This window comes from Planococcus chinensis, assembly GCF_020071995.1.
In the GTDB taxonomy this organism is placed as follows: domain Bacteria; phylum Bacillota; class Bacilli; order Bacillales_A; family Planococcaceae; genus Planococcus; species Planococcus chinensis_A.
In genome coordinates this window covers 98605-114936 of record NZ_JABWTK010000006.1, presented here as the reverse complement: position 1 = coordinate 114936, position 16332 = coordinate 98605, and the positions used below count along the sequence as shown (strand labels likewise).

Below are 16332 nucleotides of genomic sequence, written 5' to 3'. Positions count from 1 at the left end.
AGAAATCCCATGGAGCCGATTGCCTGATTTGTTATAAGAAAATTGCCTGCAGCCTAAGCCGGAAAAGCGGCTGCCTAATCGAAAAAGCCGGCTGATTGTTGAAATCAGCCGGCTTCTTATTCTGCATTTTTTATTTGTCTGCACGCATTACAACTTATGATTCTGGATCCGCTCGATCAATTCTTCTAACCACTGCTCGGTTTGTTTCGACTTGCTTATGGAATAGTCGGAGATAAAGTCAACCAATCCTTGTTTTGAGCCGTCGACATTCAGTTGGTTTGCAGAATCTCTGATGAGCTCCCATTTCTCTTTATGTTTTTGCAGCTTCTCTTCCAAGGTATTGACGATCCGTTCACAGTCCACATGTTTCAGGTTAACAAGGCCGACCATCATTTCGTTGATCTCTGTTGTGTTTTCGAACAGCTTGTATATTTTTTCAGGCAGTTCCTTCCGGCCTTTTTCAGTGATGGCGAATACTTGTTTATCCGGGCGGTGTTCTTCTTTGACGATTTCCACGACCTCGATTAATCCTTTTTTCGCCAGCGAATCAAAATGGTAATAAAGCTTGCTTTCCGTAAGCCCTGTGAACTCATCAAATGGTATCGGTTCTGAAAGCTGCCGTTTCAATTCATACGGATAATTATTTCCTTCAATCAATTTGCTCAAAATGTATATTTGGATGGACATAAGGTTTGCTCCTTCAGCGGGACTTAAGCCCATTGTAGCAGTTTTAGACCGTGATTTCAGCCGAAGCCGGCACAGTGTCTGCCTTTGCTTCTGCCTCTGCAACTGGAACCGGTTTGTGGAACAAGGCCACAATCAGGATGTTGATGATTAAAGCTGCACCGCCAATTGTTGCCATCATTACTTGGAACGGCTCAGCACTCACACTGCCGTATAAGTTTGCCATGTAGGCCTGGACCGAATAATACATCGGCGAAATGTAACTCATCCATTCATATGGCAAATACATCATGTCCCGCGGCATGGTCGCACCATTCGCCAATGTTTGGATCAAAAGAATCGGCAAGTTCAAAACCATGCCGCCTTCACCCAAAAGGAAAATCGTGATTGCCGTGAAGTTAAAGCAGACCATATAATTCAAAACTTGCTGGGCGGCAAGGCCTGCGAACATTTCTGCTCCGTGGCTGCTCACCAAGTAGGCGACACTGACACCGATTACTGAGGACACCACAGCGATTAACAAGGCAGTTAATTGAACATACAGGAACAGGCGCGTCTTGCTCGCTTTGCCGCGGCTTTCCCGGAATGCGGAGACCAATTGCATCGCGCCGATCATCGCTCCTGTATAGCCGGCCATCGTCAAGAACATCGGCAGCATATTATTGTGCATGCCTGCAGGAACTTCGTTGATGGTGACCATATTTCCTACATAAGCCGTTTCAATTATTTCCGCCATCTCTGTGGCTTGCGCTTCCGGGATGTTCAAGTTCATCAAAACCCCTTGTGCAGTTTGAGTCGATAATTGGTTGCTTAATTGTATGTTAATCTGATTGACAATTGACGTCATGGTAGATGAAACGACTGTGGAGCTGGCCCCGTTCGTTGTAAAATCAATGCTGGAAGAAGTTTCTCCGTTTTGCATATCAGCCGAAAAAGATTCAGGAATATGGATAACCAATGCCAGCATGTTTTTTTCCAATTGTTCGGTTGCCTGCTTATTGGTCAAACCTGTTTCGATTTCTTTGAAGGGCAGTTTTTCCGTCAGCTGTTCTGAAATCATTGTACCGTACTGGCCGCTGTCATCGTTGACCATAGCAATCGGCATTTGATCGATATTATTTGGGATAGCCGAATAACCGGGGATAAAGATGCCAAGCATGGCGACCGCATAAAAGATTCCCATGAAAATGGACGCAATGGCTCCTTTTGTTTTTAAAAACTGTGTAAACTTCATCATCGTTTTCCTTCTTTCAACATCGAATTTTATTTTAATTAAAGTACTTTAATTAAAGTACTTTTTATTGACCACTTTTGGAATTCTACGCTTATCCTTTTAAAAAATCAATCCTTCATTAAGGGGCTGGCGTTAATTTTCCTTAAATTGTGACAAAAATAAAAAAGCTCAGACATAATTTTATGCCTGAGCTTTTGTTCTTTAGGTAGCTGACATCAACTTGCTTTAATCCCGATAGCCGTCTGCTTCCCTATTCTTTATTCCGATACAAATACATCGTGAACGGCGCAAAGATGGCAGTCAGGATCACCGAAACAATCAGCACCCAAATGATTTGTTCGGCCGTTACCGTTCCATGCATAAACCCGCGGACGGCCGTGGCAAGGATGGAAATCGGATTTACATTTACAAAACCTTGCAGCCAGGATGGCAACGTGGACGGGTCCACAAAGACATTGCTGATAAAGGTCAATGGCATCATGACCAGAAAGCTGAGCATCATCAATGATTTTTCGGAGCGAACAATCAATCCGAAAGCTGTCCAAATCCATGAAAAACTGAATGAGAAAATGAGAATTAATACAAGAGCACCAAGTACACCGATCAATCCGCCTTCCGGCCGGAATCCAAGAAGCAAACCAAGGCCAATCATGATAATAGAAGCGATGGAATAGCGGATGACATCAACCAGCAATGCCCCGATCAACGCAGCAGGCAGCCAGATCGGCAAAGTGCGGAAGCGGTCAAAAATGCCTTTACGGATATCGTTGTTCAGATCAATGCCGGTGTACATCGTAATCTGCGACACGGTCATGACCAGAATCCCCGGCAGCAGGAATTGAAGGTATTCAGCGGTTGAACCCGCAATGGCGCCGCCGAATAAATACGTGAACATAAGCAGGAAAACAACGGGAAATAACGTCACATCAAACATCTGCTCCGGCACATGTTTAATGCGCAATAATGCACGAGTGGCGAAAGCTCCAATGGTCGATAATACGGTAGGGCGAGCAGGGCGTTTGCTTGAAGCTATGGTTTCAGACAAGGGAAACTCTACTGTTCTTGAAGCATCTTGTTCGATGTAATCCGTCATGATGTCTCCTCCTCAGCATCCGCTTCTCCTTCAGCACTATGCCCGGTCAAGGAAAGAAAGACTTCATCAAGACTGGGTCTACCGAATGAAAAGTCACTGATGGCTATTCCTTCTCTTGCCAGTTCACTTACGGCTTCAGCGACAAGGGCCGGGTCATTGATTTGTGCAGTCACTGATGCAGCATCCCCGGAATGGTGGACGCTTGTTGACATCTTTTCTTGGAGCAGCTTCACTGCCCTTATACGGTCCTCCGGATGGATGAGCTGTATATTCAATGTGCCGCTGCCCACGGCGGCTTTCAGTTCACTGCTTGTCCCTTCAGCAATGATTTTCCCTTTATTGATAACGGCAATCCGGTCAGCCAACTGATCCGCTTCTTCTAAGTATTGAGTAGTCAGCAGCACCGTCGTCCCTAAACCGACAAGCATGCGGACAATATCCCAAACCTGGTTGCGGCTTCTCGGATCCAGGCCGCTGGTCGGTTCGTCCAGAAACAGCAAATCCGGCGTTACAACGATACTCGCAGCAATATCAATGCGGCGGCGCATTCCTCCTGAATATTTTTTCACTTGGCGTTTGGCGGCTTCTTCCAACCCAAAAGCTTTCAATAATTCACTTGCCCGCGCTTTTGCTTCCCGACGGCTATAGCCCATCAGTTTCGCCATCATGGTGAGGTTTTCCATCCCCGTCAAATCTTCATCAATCGATGCGTACTGTCCAGTCAAGCTGATGCGGCTTCTGATTTCATCATTTTCCTTGCCGAGGTCATGGCCAAGAACATGGGCGACTCCAGCATCTGGCTTTAATAATGTGGCCAGCATGCGGATGGTCGTTGTTTTTCCCGCACCATTCGGCCCCAAAAATCCGTAAACCATTCCTTTAGGAATGGCTAAATCCACTCCATCAACGGCGCGCTGCTTTCCGTAAATTTTCACAAGACCTTTTGCTTCAATGGCCAGGAAGTCTGGTCTGGGCAACTGCTTTGCAGATTCCAACATTCTCACCTTCTCCATTTGTTTGGTCTATTGGCGCAGCAATATGTAAATTGAAAATCCCTAAACGGAACATATGTTCTTAATATTCTGAATTCCCTTATTTTTTTATTATAAACCTCAAAAAAAGAGGATTTCCATCTTTTTTTAGAGGAAATCCTCATCTTCAATAGGCATATCCAGAGCTTAAAAAATCATCAATCAATATTTAATGAAACTCAGGCTGCTCCTGCTTGACGTATAAGCTTTTTGATTGGGCTAAAGCCGTCACTTGCTGAATTAATTCTTCGACAGCCATTGCACTTGATTCCACATTTCCGCGAGAGCGGACATTTACTTTCCCGCTGTCTTTTTCATTATCCCCGACGACCAGGATGAAAGGGATTTTCTTCATTTGGGCATCCCTCATTTTATAGCCGAGCTTTTCATTGCGCCCATCCAGGTTCACCCGGATGCCTGCTTTCTTTAAAGCCATCCGGACTTCTTCTGCATATTCCATATGGTGCTCGTTTGAAACAGCAATGACCTGGACTTGGACAGGCGCCAGCCAGACAGGGAATGCGCCGCCGAAATGCTCGATCAGAATCCCGAGAAAACGGTCAATCGATCCGAATACAGCACGGTGAATGACAACCGGCCGCACTTTCTGGTTGCCGGCATCGATGTAAGATAGATCAAACTTCTCCGGCATTTGGTAATCCAATTGGACTGTCGCACATTGATGGCTCCGGTTCAACGCATCTTTAATATGGATATCAATCTTAGGTCCATAAAAAGCACCGTCGCCTTCATTGATGCGGTAGTCATAGCCCAGTTTGTCCAAGACGTTTGTCAAAGCTCCTTCCGCTTCCTCCCAAAGTTTTTCATCTCCCATGTACTTCTCCGGCCGAGTGGACAATTCGATGGCATACTCGAAACCGAAAGCCGAATAAACTTCATTGATCAATTTCAAGGCGGCTGTAATTTCTTGCTCAATCTGATCCGGCCTTACGAAAAGGTGTGCATCGTCCTGGCAGAATGCCCGGACGCGAAGCATGCCGTTCAAAGCCCCGCTGAACTCATGGCGGTGGACCTGGCCGAACTCCGACAGCCGGATGGGAAGTTCCCGGTAGGAATGGAGCTTATCCTTGAATATCAGCATATGGCCAGGGCAGTTCATCGGCTTCAGTGCGAACGCCTGGTCATCGACTTCGGAGAAATACATGTTTTCTTTGTAATGTTCCCAGTGCCCTGAATTTTCCCAAAGCCGCCGGTTCATCATGATGGGAGTCCGGACCTCCTGGTAATCGTAAAATTGCTGCAGCCCGCGCAAAAATTGTTCCAGCTCATTGCGAACCACATGGCCGTTCGGCAAATAGAACGGCATGCCCGGCGCTTCTTCTGAAAACATGAACAGCTCCAATTCGTTCCCGAGTTTGCGGTGATTCCGTTTCTGCGCTTCTTCAAGCCCATGGAAATACGCGTCCAATTCGCTTTGTTCGGCAAAAGCCACACCATATACCCGCTGCAGCATTTGGTTGCTGCTGTCGCCGCGCCAGTAGGCACCGGAAACATGAGTAAGTTTAAAAGCTTTCAAAAAATGAGTGGACGGAACATGCGGCCCGCGGCATAAATCAGCAAACTCGCCTTGCCGGTACACAGTTATGGCTTCTTCTTGCGGAATATCCGCCAGCAATTCCAATTTCAATGGATCTTCTCTGAATATCTCTTCTGCTTCCTCCCGTGGCACTTCTTGCCGTTCAATCTTCACGTTTTCCGAAACAATCCTTTTCATCTCTTTTTCGATCTTTTCCAAGTCCAGTTCCGACAGCGAATGCGGCAAGTCGAAATCGTAGTAGAAGCCGTTGTCGATCACCGGTCCCACACCAAAATTCACTTTTCCGTAAAGCCTTTTGACAGCCTGGGCCATAATATGGGCCGCCGAATGCCGCATAATTTCAACGCCTTCGGGTGAATGCAAGTCTACAAAGTTAATTTCCGCGTCACTTTCAACCGTTCTTTGAAGATCCATAGCTGAACCGTTTACGATCGCTGCGACCGATTTCTTTTTCAGACTGGAACTGATGGATTCCGCAACTTCCTTCAGCGATATCCCTTGTTCGAAACTCTTTTGTCCACCGTTTGGAAACTTGACCTTCACGTCTTTTCTGCTCATCCTGAACACCCCTTTTTTAGAATAAAAAAACACACGCATCCCTAAATAGGGACGAGTGTGTTTTAAACCCGTGGTTCCACCCAGCTTCCCGCCAACTTCCACTAACAAAAGACGGCGGCTCTGTTTCAGCTTTATCGCAGCTTCTGCGGTATCCGCTACTGGTGGTTCACGGGTACTGCTCTAAGGGGGTGACTTTCTCTGCAGCGTTAGGAAGCTTTCAGCTCTGCTTTCCTTCTCTGTAAACCGTTAAGAGAAATCCGTGTCCTTGTCATGGCATTCTTTATTCAATGGCATAAAAAAACACACGCATCCCGATAAAGGGACGAGTGTGTTTTGGACCCGTGGTTCCACCCAGCTTCCCATCAGCGTTTGCATGCAACTGCTAATGGCTCTGTTTCGGCTTTATCGCAGCTTCTGCGGCACAGGCTACTGTTCATTTCACCTGTACGGCTCAGAGGCGGTAAAGTGATCCATTCAAGTTAGAAAGCTTTCAGCTTTGCTTTCCTCTCTGTCAACTGTCCGGAAAATTCATGTCCTCGTCATCGCACTTAAAATATCTTTTACTTAATATAATCGGCGCTCCATTTTTTGTCAAATAGAATTTTAATAATCAAGAAATGCTCTAAACATCATCACTTATAACAATAAACAGCACAGTGGAAATACAGGTTTAAAATGAGCGTATATTTTTTTAAAACTTTAGCATTGAACAAGAATACAAAAATCTAAAAAAAGTAGCTTCGATAATAAATGAAGATAAAAACGACTGCATACAATGTATAGGCACTAGAAGCAAAAATTGGGGCTTTGCCGAATTTTGCATGCCGTTCAGGTTCAACTTCCATATACGGCTGGCTATTAAAATAATCAGTTAAAAAATTGTTTGGCGCAGTTGCAAGAATGCCAAGAACGCCGACCGGCAATGCTAAATCAATAAAACTAAGATGAAAATATGAAGACGATATGAAGTTTACCAATGCCAGTATGGTAATTGTTGTTATAAAATAAAGTAATTTGACCAATGTCTTTCCTCCTACTTATGATAAAAAATATTACCAGTTTATAGAAAGGAAAACAATAGTGGATTGAAAATAAGCCCCAAACCTTCTGTACTTCAAAACTCAATATAGAATGGCTATTCCTTTTCATTTAAACAATGTTCAATTCTTTTGCTGAAATTTTTCCAGGTAACTTACCGGCTGCGCTTATTCTCTGACTTGCCATTGGCTTCTCACTTCCTTTTGTTTGATGCACCGCTTCCTGTTTGCCCTTTAAGCACAAACATGCGCACCAGTTTGCTTGCCAACTCAGTCGTGCACCTGGATTTCAATCACTTTTTTCGTATAGGGCAGATATTTTGCTTCACATGAAAAACTGCCTTCTTCGATTTCGGGAAAATCATTGGTCCCTGTTTGGAGAGCAAGCCCGCCGACAGTGAACTCTACCCATGAATTTTTCCCGCCGTCATAATGTGTCCAGATGCATTCTCCTTTCGCCGTTTCGGCATTTCCAGACAACAGATGAATAAAGTCCAAAGAACTGAGCACAAAAAAATACAAACTGATCATTAAAACCAAAGCTGAACCGGCCAGAACAGATTTCGTTTTCGGCTGGCTTTTTTTGTTCTTCCAGAAGTAAACGAACACCGACAAACTTCCGAGAACCAGCACTGATTGAAATAAAAAGCCGAGGCTAAAAACAATCATCACTTCACTCCGTCCCATCACTCAAATCGACTGTGATTTTCTCATAGAATCGGCGCTACCAACTGGGCCACCTGCAGCCTGAAACGCTTGAAAAGCGAAAGCTGCTCAAAATATTCAGAAGTGAGTTCTTGAGAAAGCTTGCTGTCGTTTAAAAATAGACGGACCATATCCTCTGCCGTTTCTTCATCGTATACGAAGACATTGGCTTCGTAATTCAATGTAAAACTGCGTACATCCATATTGGCCGAGCCAATCGAAGCCACTTTCCCATCCACTACCACGGTTTTGGCGTGAAGAAATCCATTATTATAAGCGTATATTTTCACGCCGGATCTCGCCAATTCTCTGGCAAACGACAAACTGGCGCTGTACACAAATATATGGTCCGGTTTATCCGGTATCATAATCCGGACGTCAATTCCGCTGAGCGCTGCCGTTAAAAGCGCATCCAATACGCCTAAATCCGGAATTAGATAAGGCGTCTGGATATAAACCGATTTGCGCGCCTGAGAAATCATTCGCAAATAGCCGTTTTTGATTTGATCGATTTCTTCATCCGGACCGCTGACGACCACTTGCATCCCCGCACCTTTCTCATTTTTTAATGGCGGGAAATAATGTTTTTCTTGTTTAAGCGGATATTTCTTGGAAGTTTCATTCCAGTCTTTTATAAACCAGTGTTGGAGGGAGTGTACGGCATCCCCTTCAATGCGGAGATGCGTATCACGCCAGTACCCAAACTTTTCGACTTCGCCCAAATACTCATCGCCCACATTAAACCCGCCGTTATAACCGACTTTCCCATCGATGACCGCTATCTTTCTATGGTTCCGGTAATTGACGCGCGGATTTCCAAAAGGCAATTTGGAGGGGAGTGAAGCGGCTGTTCTGCCGCCGGCCCGTTCAAATGCATTGAAAAAATTTCTGGGCAGCGACTTTGAACCGATGTCGTCATACAGCACCAACACTTGAATGCCTTCCTCCGCTTTCTTCGTCAGAAGTTTGAGCAGACGATTTCCAATATCATCATTGTTGATAATATAGTATTCCAGATGTACATGGATTTTTGCCGCTTCAATGTCGTTGAATAAGGCCTCAAACTTCCGCTTGCCGTCATTAAAAATCTGAAGGCGGTTGTTTTGTGAAAACGGAGTGGTTTCGCTCCTTAAATTCATCCGCACTAGGTGCTGCCAGTCCTCCGCTACAACAGACGAATAAACGAAAGAACCTGCATCAACTTCTGCCAGCTGCTGTTCTGTCAGGTCTTGAAGATTCGAAATTGAAGCATCCGATTCATGGCGTTTTTTGTTTTTTCTATAGGGCTGTCCAAATAACAGATACAGCAACATTCCCAAAAAAGGAAGGAACAGCAAAACCATAACCCAAGCCCATTTGGAAGACGGTTTTTTACGTTCAATAAAAAGAACAAAAAACGCCAGCACAATATTCGCGATCAAAAACAATGTGCTGATTGTATACCACCAATCAATAGAATTCCACCATTCGGAAGCAATAACGATTACCTCCTTTCTTTAGCATCTCTTTTCCTTACCCTAAAAAGCGTGCGCTAGTCTCATCGTAATATGACTCCTGAGAAGCTCCCTTTCAGCACTTCTTTTCCATGCTGGTTGGTACAGGAAAAAGGGGCAGTAATGCGGGCACGTTTTTCCTGTTGTTCAAAATGGCTGATGGTTACTTCACAGCGAATCGTATCTCCGGTAAATACGGGCCGCAAAAACTCAAAGTCCATATGGCGGGCGAGTACATTGTGGTCCCCGCCTACTTTTGTCGGCAAGGTCGCTGTCAGCAGCCCCTGCACAACCAACCTCCCTTGTTCATCCGGCTCAAGGTGATGAATCCCTTCGTCTCCGGAAATCCGTGAAAACAATTCGACATCTTTTTTCGAAAAATTGCGTTCAAATGTGATGGTTTCACCTGCAGCAATAACCACATCTTTTCCTCCTCTATTTTCAAGTGGATGGACCGGATGCATCCTATAGCTCTTTCATTTTCAGTCCATGTTCGCTCCGGTGCTGTTCCCAAAATCCGTTCCCTTCCTGCTTCCAATTGAAGCGAGTGTCTCCATCCTTCCCCTTCTTAAAAAAGCTTAGGATCCGGCAATTACCTTGGGCACCGAGTAGAAGGTTTTTTTAGAATGCATGTCAATCTTTCACCGGTTGGTTTTGTTCAGCGAAATAATGGTCCACTGCGTAATTAAAGGATTCGATGAAAAAGGCAGTGGCCTTTTTGCTCAGTTCTGCGTTCGGATTGATGATATCAAATCCGTGGTAGCCGCCTTTGAATAATTCAAATTTAACCGGCACGCCTGCCTGCTCCAAATTCTTTACATATTCGACTGTTTCATCTTTGAACGGTTCGATATCGCCGACAAATGTTATGGCCGGCGGCAGCTTGCTGTAATCTGTTGCTCGAGCAGCCGCAGCATAAACCGGCACTTCTCTGCCGAACAACTCTCCCAGATACAGCTTCCATGCCCACCGGTTTGTGTTTAAATTCCAGATGGGTGCATTATTGTCTTTTGCTGACTCTGTCGCCATGCGGTCATCGAGCATCGGATAAAGCGGCATCTGAAAAGCGATATTCACTTCCCCTCGGTCTCTCGCCAAGAGAGTCAAAGCGGCAGTCAACCCCGCTCCTGCACTTTCGCCGCCCGCAATCAGCTGATCGTCCCGAATGCCCAATTCTTCTGCATGGTCTTTCATCCACAGGAGCGTGTCGTAACAGTCATCCAAAGCCGCCGGATAAGGCGCTTCAATCGACAACCGGTAATCCGGTGCAATGACGACACAGTTGCGGGCTTGGATCAGCCTTTTGTAAGTCGCCGAAAAAAGCTCCGGAATCCCCTGTGAATATCCGCCGCCATGCAGCCATAGAACCCCAGGAGCACTTTGGACTGGATCGAGCGATTTGTAAATGCAGATGCGGAGTTTGGTTCCGTCTTTTCGCGCCATCCATTGTTCCGAGAAATGCAGGCCATCGACTTTTTGCCCCTTGCGGTTTTCCGTCTGCTTTTTGATGGTATGCATGAATTTAATGTATTTTTCTTCACTGGATTTCTTTAATAATAGATTGTATAAAAATCCCCGTAGCCTTAATTGCTTATCAATCATTTTGTAAGTGACTTTCACTGGTTTCCCACCTTATTTTCAGGCTATTCCTTCGCACTTTGTTGCTTAAAGCTTTTATTTGAATGAGAACTTTCCGTTTTTTATAAACCTTTAAGATCCCTTTGCACAGCTTTGACGATTTCATCGGACATCAGTTCCAGAAACCACTCCCCCCACTCCGCTTTTGCTTGCCGCGGGTCGCCGATAATGCCCACTTTAGAAAGTCCGACAATGCCGTGTTCAAATAACTTCTCCAAGACTTCTTCGTTCATCTTCCCAATAAAGCCGGGCGTCGCTTTTTCCATATCTACCTGATCTGGAGCGATGTGCAGCATGACCGATGTTTCCATTGCGCCTCCGTGCCCGCAGCTGCCTTCTGCCAAGTTATACTGTCGTTCAAATTGCGCCATGAGCCCCATCAATTCCATCAAGGTCAATGCACTGCTGAATTGCATATCCGGATGCAGCTCTTTCAGGCTTTGCACAATCTTTTCGTTTTCATTGAAATTCCCGCCATGCGACGAGAAAATAACGACTTTTTGAAAACCGTGTTTTCTGTAACTGGCAACATAGTCTTCAACAAGCCCCCGGTAAACTTCTGGACGCAGCGTCAGGCTGCCTGCCATCGGGATGTGGTGTTCAGATAGGCCAGGCCGGATAACCGGGGCCATTAAAGCATTCCCTAGTTTTTCAGCAACTAAAAGTCCAGTTGCTTCACCAATCAGCGTATCCGTCAGTTCGGATAAATGATAGCCGTGCTGTTCGACCGAAGCAGTACAGATGATGACGGTGTCTATTCCCCCATCTATTTTTTCTTTTATAACCGGCCAGTTCATACGCTCAAGCAAAAAATCATTTCTAGACAAAGCAATCCCTCCAGTAGTCAATTTAGTCTTTTTTAAGTTTTCGCTATGTACAGCCAAAATCCCTTTCTTGCGTTTGTTTTGCTTAAGTTTGCACTCCACTGCATCCGAAAATTAAAAGAAAGGATTCTGCCAGAAAATGCCGAATATCCTATTGAAGAATTGAAATGGAGGGAAGCAGAATGAACAACACTGCGTTGCTAGTTATAGACGCCCAAAATGAGATGTTCGCTGAAGAGAACCCGGTTTACAAAAAAGATGCCCTGCTTGAAAACCTGAAGAAATTAATTGAAGGGGCCCGGTCTGCAAATGTCCCCGTCATCTTTGTCCAGCACAATGACAGCGCTTTGGTTGCCGGAAACCACGATTGGCAAATCCATGAATCTGTTCAGCCGCTCACCGGAGAAGCCGTCATACAAAAAACGACGCCGGACTCGTTTCACCAGACGGAGCTTCAAAACACCTTAAAAGCGAAAAACATCCAAAAACTCATCCTCGCCGGCAACCAAACCGAGTATTGCATCGATACGACTTGCCGCCGCGCCTACAGTCTGGGCTACAACGTGACACTGGCCAAAGACGGGCACGGGACATGGGATTCTGAGCTCTTGACTGCAAAACAAATTATCGATCATCACAACGATGTACTGAGTTCCTTCGCAGAACTTAAAGAGGCAAAAGAGATCTAGTTTTCCTGATGAACCGGACCTGTTTCAGGTTTTAAGAAAGATGAATGTAAGTTTTCCCTTGATTCCATTAACAAAAAGGAGGTTTTTTAATGACGACAAATTTTGAAGTGTTACACGGAGCGGAGCCTTTTCAAATTGAAGGCGGGCGGACAGGCATCCTTGTTTCTCACGGTTTTACCGGTACGGTGCAGAGCATGCGTCCGATTGGAGAGGCCTTTGCTGGCCAAGGTTATACGGTTACGGTGCCGCGCCTGAAGGGGCACGGGACCCATCATGAGGAAATGGAAGGAACCACTTACCACGACTGGATCTCATCCATTGAGGAAGCGTTCGGCTGGCTGAGCGAACGCTGCGATTCGATTTTCATGGCCGGCTTATCCATGGGCGGTACATTGGCGCTCCATATGGCACAAAAACACCCGGAAATCAAAGCCATATCGCTGATAAATGCCGCAGTGGATGTTCCTTCAATGGCGGCGGTACATGACATGGAAGATGTCCGCTTCATGGATGCCATCGGTTCGGACATCAAAAAAGAAGGAATTACGGAGCTCGCATATGAAAAAACACCAGTGGCTTCCGTCAAGCAATTGCTTGTGTTCATGGATGAAGTCCGCAAAGATTTGCCGAAAGTCACATGCCCGGCTTTAATTTTTGTGTCACCCGAAGACCATGTCGTGCCTGCCGAAAACTCGCAAATGATTTTCAGCAGAATTTCATCCACCGAAAAAAGAATCATTGAAATGCCCGACAGTTACCACGTAGCCACTCTGGACAACGATCAGCAGCGCATCATCGAAGAAACGATGGCTTTCTTCAGGAAATACGAATAGTTTTTTGATGACAAATCAAAACGGAACGGCGGTCTTTCCCGCCGTTCCGTTTTTGTCTGCCACATCATTTTAAGGCTCTTGAAATCCAAAAACAGTTACCAGTGCTACCAAGACATAAAAGGCAAAAATAAGCGAGTTCAGCAAAACCAAATAAAACCTGACATTCCCTTTAACGCCCAGCCACCCCAGTACGATGCCGGCTGCTCCCAGCATCATGGGGAAATAAAAGTTTACAGACAGAAGCAAATCAAGCCAGTCCACTCCGCCTGGAGAATATGGAAAGGCGAGCGGCAGAATCATCAGCAGAAAGCAAAATCCGGATCCGATCGAACACACTTTTCCAGCAAAATATCCCCTCTCTTCCCTTCGCCACTCGTAAAACCATCTATACTTATAGGCGTCTCTCAAGCAAATGAAGTTCCCCGCCTTGCAGTTTTTTGCGATCCAGTTTGTCGACAGATGTATAGGGAAGTTCATCCACAAAAACGATTTCCCGCGGCACTTGAAAATCGGCCAGTTGCGTGCGAAGCCATCCAGTCAGCTCTTTTTCATCCAGTGTCCCGCCCGGAGTACACTGCACAAATGCTTTTAGGCTTTGCCCGCGATAAGCGTCTTTAATTCCTATTACCGCAATATCAGCGATGAACGGGTGGGCAGCGGCTGCCGCTTCGACATCCAGAGGGTGGATGTTATTGCCGGCACAAACAATTACATCATCGGTTCTTCCGCAGAAAAAATAATAGCCCTGACTGTCCCGGTACCCGGTGTCCCCTGTATCAATCCAGCGTGCTCCCCGGTTTTTCATCGACCAGCTGTTCAAGATGACAAACTTCCCGGCCACTCCATTTTCCGTTTCTTTTCCGTCCGCCATTACCTTCAGCTTTTCACCGCGGAGCAGCCGTCCGAGCGTATCCGGGTTAGAGGCGAGATCTTCCGGTGTAGCAATCATATTCAGCCCCGCTTCTGACGTACCGTATAAATTGTACAAGACATTCCCGAGTCGTTGTTTTACTTCCTCAACCAAAATCGGATTCAGTTTTGCGCCGCCGGAGGCGATGCACTTGAGCGAACGCAAATCTTCTGCATTGTGCTGGAGCAGTTTATGGACTATCAACGGAACCACCGTGGCGACTTCAACGCGATGTTCACGGATCAAGCTGCAGGCTGCAGCAACTTCAAAACGGTCCTGTATCACCACTTTCTTTCCAAGCGCAAACAGAGCCAGTAAAATGGCGATGCCATAGCCGTGATAAAGCGGAGTCGCAATAAAGGCCGTTTGATAGCGGGATAGCCGCAAACGGTCCAAAAGCGCACAAAACGGCTGCACAAATGTGAAAATCGACGGCTGGTGAACCACTTGCTTCGGCTTCCCGGTCGTACCGCCGGTCAATAAAACAATCTGGCTGCCGGAAACCGCTTTTAAGCCCATCTTTCCATACCGTTTCAGGCGTACAAGCGAGCTGACTGCCGGCTTGTATTCATGGTAGCTTAGCAGCTTTTCCCGAGCGTAGTTGGAGCTTTCGATCAGGCCCGTAAACTCTTCATCGTAAATCAAAAAGTCGAAGTTCTGCTCTTCCACCATCCGGTTAAATTGACTTACGGTCATTGAACTGTTAAGGAGAAAAAGCTTCGCCCCCAAACGGGATGCCGCAAATAAGGCTTGTACCAGCGATGCGTGGTTGCGGCAGAAAAAAGCGACTTTTTGGCCGGCTTCGAAATTGTATTGTTCTTTCAACTGAACCGAGAGATTTTCGCACCGTTCGTTGAGTTGAGCATACGTGAGCGTTTCCCGGCTGTCGACAAGCGCTATTTTGCCGCTCCCTGACTTAATGGTTAAGGAAAATAAAAGCATCAAATTGATACCGTCTTGCCGAGCGGCCTGTGCAAAACGGAAAAGCTTTGCAGGCGACAGGAGCTGAAGCTGGATCAACACTTTCAATAAGCTACTCGCCATCTGTTCCCACCTCCTTTTTCCTTACCAATCGCGAAACAACCACTTCCAGCGGCGTTCTAAAAAATAGTGAAGCCAATTGCCCTAACCCCAGCCACCAGGGTTTGTAGACTTTTCTTTTTCGGCAGATGGCATTGCCGATGAGGTCCGCTACATGCACCGGCGACATCGCCGGCTTTCCAAGATAGGCTGCAGTTGGCGCAATCATCGGGGTTTTCACCAACGGAAGATAAATGGTGGAAATGGAAATCCCGGAAGCGTTCAATTCGGGTGCAGCTGAGCGCAGCCATGTATCAAACGCGCCTTTGGATGCCTGATAAGCAGCCCAGTACGGGACCGGATGAAGCAGCGCGTTAATGGTTGAAACATTGACAATATGGCCATTCTTTTTTGCAAGCAGCGGTATGGCAGACAACAGCAATTGCACCGGTGCAAAATAATTGATCGCCATGGTACGGGTGAAATCATGGTAGCGTCCGAGCGATTTTAAAATCGGCCGGTTGATCGAAAGACCGGCATTGTTGATGACGATATCCAATCCATTTGGAAGCCCATGAAGAAAAGCCAGCAAACTTCCCATGTCTTTTTCATTCCGCAAATCTGCCGGGAAGATGCTGACGGAGGCATTTCCTTTTTCGATTTCCGCCCCGATGCGCTGCAATTCTTCCTGTCTTCTCGCCACTAAAATCAAATGCACGCGTGCTTTTCCAAATAACAAAGCCAGCTCCTTGCCGATTCCGGAGCTCGCCCCTGTGATCAAAACGGTTTTTCCGTCCAATTCCTTTATTAGATTCGTTAAATTGAAGCGGCGCGGCATAAAAAGAAACTTTTCCAGCAGCGTATAGTTGTACATGAATCAGCCTCCTAACTATTTAAATGGCGAAACATCGTTTTCTGCGGCTGCAGACATTTATCTGCTATTCTCATCCTTTATCTGCGTTTCTACAGTTTTATCTGCGTTCCTGCAATTTTTTCTGCGATTCTCGCCATTTATCTGCGTTCGC

At 46.1% G+C, this 16332-nt stretch carries 16 protein-coding genes; 2 read left to right on the top strand and 14 right to left on the bottom strand.

From position 1 onward, the window contains the following. Nucleotides 1–147 precede the first annotated feature (147 nt). From HU147_RS11470 to HU147_RS11420, 11 genes are all read right to left on the bottom strand, one after another. The gene (locus HU147_RS11470; RefSeq protein ID WP_224076360.1) at nt 148–687 is read right to left on the bottom strand and encodes a PadR family transcriptional regulator; all 540 of its coding nucleotides are present in this window, start codon (nt 685–687) and stop codon (nt 148–150) included. A gap of 43 nt (nt 688–730) precedes the next feature. Then, nucleotides 731–1921 carry a YhgE/Pip domain-containing protein gene (locus HU147_RS11465; protein ID WP_224076359.1) on the bottom strand — a complete coding sequence of 397 codons (1191 nt, stop codon included), beginning with the start codon at nt 1919–1921 and terminating at the stop codon, nt 731–733. Nucleotides 1922–2168: 247 nt separating this feature from the next. Further along, on the bottom strand, nt 2169–3011 hold the full coding sequence (locus tag HU147_RS11460; RefSeq protein WP_224076358.1) for an ABC transporter permease: 843 nt from the start codon (nt 3009–3011) through the stop codon (nt 2169–2171). Then, the gene (locus HU147_RS11455) at nt 3008–4009 is read right to left on the bottom strand and encodes an ATP-binding cassette domain-containing protein (protein ID WP_224076357.1); all 1002 of its coding nucleotides are present in this window, start codon (nt 4007–4009) and stop codon (nt 3008–3010) included. The genes HU147_RS11460 and HU147_RS11455 overlap by 4 nt, the downstream gene beginning before the upstream one ends. Before the next feature lie 202 nt (nt 4010–4211). Then, the gene (gene thrS, locus HU147_RS11450; protein WP_224076356.1) at nt 4212–6158 is read right to left on the bottom strand and encodes a threonine--tRNA ligase; all 1947 of its coding nucleotides are present in this window, start codon (nt 6156–6158) and stop codon (nt 4212–4214) included. 725 nt (nt 6159–6883) lie between these two features. Then, nucleotides 6884–7180: a hypothetical protein gene (locus tag HU147_RS11445; RefSeq protein ID WP_036808707.1), complete on the bottom strand. Its 297-nt coding sequence runs from the start codon at nt 7178–7180 to the stop codon at nt 6884–6886. A 285-nt stretch (nt 7181–7465) separates the two neighbouring features. Next, the gene (locus HU147_RS11440; protein WP_224076355.1) at nt 7466–7882 is read right to left on the bottom strand and encodes a hypothetical protein; all 417 of its coding nucleotides are present in this window, start codon (nt 7880–7882) and stop codon (nt 7466–7468) included. A 23-nt stretch (nt 7883–7905) separates the two neighbouring features. Continuing rightward, nucleotides 7906–9336, bottom strand: coding sequence for a cardiolipin synthase (gene cls / locus HU147_RS11435; RefSeq protein WP_440137303.1), 1431 nt, complete (start codon nt 9334–9336; stop codon nt 7906–7908). A gap of 101 nt (nt 9337–9437) precedes the next feature. Further along, entirely contained in the window at nt 9438–9815 is a 378-nt protein-coding gene (locus tag HU147_RS11430; RefSeq protein WP_224076353.1) for a hotdog domain-containing protein, read from the bottom strand. A 211-nt stretch (nt 9816–10026) separates the two neighbouring features. Further along, nucleotides 10027–11013: an alpha/beta hydrolase gene (locus HU147_RS11425; RefSeq protein WP_224076352.1), complete on the bottom strand. Its 987-nt coding sequence runs from the start codon at nt 11011–11013 to the stop codon at nt 10027–10029. Nucleotides 11014–11093: 80 nt separating this feature from the next. After that, nucleotides 11094–11858: a creatininase family protein gene (locus HU147_RS11420; protein WP_224076351.1), complete on the bottom strand. Its 765-nt coding sequence runs from the start codon at nt 11856–11858 to the stop codon at nt 11094–11096. Between the two features lie 179 nt (nt 11859–12037). Between HU147_RS11420 and HU147_RS11415 the strand changes: the two genes are divergently transcribed. After that, nucleotides 12038–12544: a cysteine hydrolase family protein gene (locus HU147_RS11415; RefSeq protein WP_224076350.1), complete on the top strand. Its 507-nt coding sequence runs from the start codon at nt 12038–12040 to the stop codon at nt 12542–12544. A gap of 89 nt (nt 12545–12633) precedes the next feature. After that, complete coding sequence (locus tag HU147_RS11410; protein WP_224076349.1) at nt 12634–13377, top strand: alpha/beta hydrolase; 744 nt, start codon at nt 12634–12636, stop codon at nt 13375–13377. A 69-nt stretch (nt 13378–13446) separates the two neighbouring features. Here the strand turns inward: HU147_RS11410 and HU147_RS11405 are convergent, their stop codons facing one another. From HU147_RS11405 to HU147_RS11395, 3 genes are read right to left on the bottom strand one after another with little or no spacing between them, the layout of a single operon-like run. Beyond that, on the bottom strand, nt 13447–13713 hold the full coding sequence (locus HU147_RS11405; RefSeq protein ID WP_224076348.1) for a hypothetical protein: 267 nt from the start codon (nt 13711–13713) through the stop codon (nt 13447–13449). Between the two features lie 55 nt (nt 13714–13768). Beyond that, a complete protein-coding gene (locus HU147_RS11400) occupies nt 13769–15331 on the bottom strand; it encodes an AMP-binding protein (RefSeq protein ID WP_224076347.1) in 1563 nt (520 codons plus the stop codon). Further along, nucleotides 15321–16181, bottom strand: a complete 861-nt coding sequence (locus HU147_RS11395; RefSeq protein ID WP_224076346.1) for an SDR family NAD(P)-dependent oxidoreductase — start codon at nt 16179–16181, stop codon at nt 15321–15323. Before HU147_RS11395 ends, HU147_RS11400 begins: the two co-directional genes overlap by 11 nt. Between the last annotated feature and the right edge of the window lie 151 nt (nt 16182–16332).

Excerpts from the sequence above, each read along its gene's own strand:
- HU147_RS11410 (WP_224076349.1), top strand. The coding sequence starts at position 12,634 with ATGACGACAAATTTTGAAGTGTTACACGGAGCGGAGCCTTTTCAAATT.
- HU147_RS11440 (WP_224076355.1), bottom strand. The coding sequence starts at position 7,882 with ATGGGACGGAGTGAAGTGATGATTGTTTTTAGCCTCGGCTTTTTATTT.
- HU147_RS11465 (WP_224076359.1), bottom strand. The coding sequence starts at position 1,921 with ATGATGAAGTTTACACAGTTTTTAAAAACAAAAGGAGCCATTGCGTCC.
- HU147_RS11415 (WP_224076350.1), top strand. The coding sequence starts at position 12,038 with ATGAACAACACTGCGTTGCTAGTTATAGACGCCCAAAATGAGATGTTC.
- thrS (WP_224076356.1), bottom strand. The coding sequence starts at position 6,158 with ATGAGCAGAAAAGACGTGAAGGTCAAGTTTCCAAACGGTGGACAAAAG.
- HU147_RS11470 (WP_224076360.1), bottom strand. The coding sequence starts at position 687 with ATGTCCATCCAAATATACATTTTGAGCAAATTGATTGAAGGAAATAAT.
- HU147_RS11460 (WP_224076358.1), bottom strand. The coding sequence starts at position 3,011 with ATGACGGATTACATCGAACAAGATGCTTCAAGAACAGTAGAGTTTCCC.
- HU147_RS11395 (WP_224076346.1), bottom strand. The coding sequence starts at position 16,181 with ATGTACAACTATACGCTGCTGGAAAAGTTTCTTTTTATGCCGCGCCGC.
- HU147_RS11400 (WP_224076347.1), bottom strand. The coding sequence starts at position 15,331 with ATGGCGAGTAGCTTATTGAAAGTGTTGATCCAGCTTCAGCTCCTGTCG.
- HU147_RS11455 (WP_224076357.1), bottom strand. The coding sequence starts at position 4,009 with ATGTTGGAATCTGCAAAGCAGTTGCCCAGACCAGACTTCCTGGCCATT.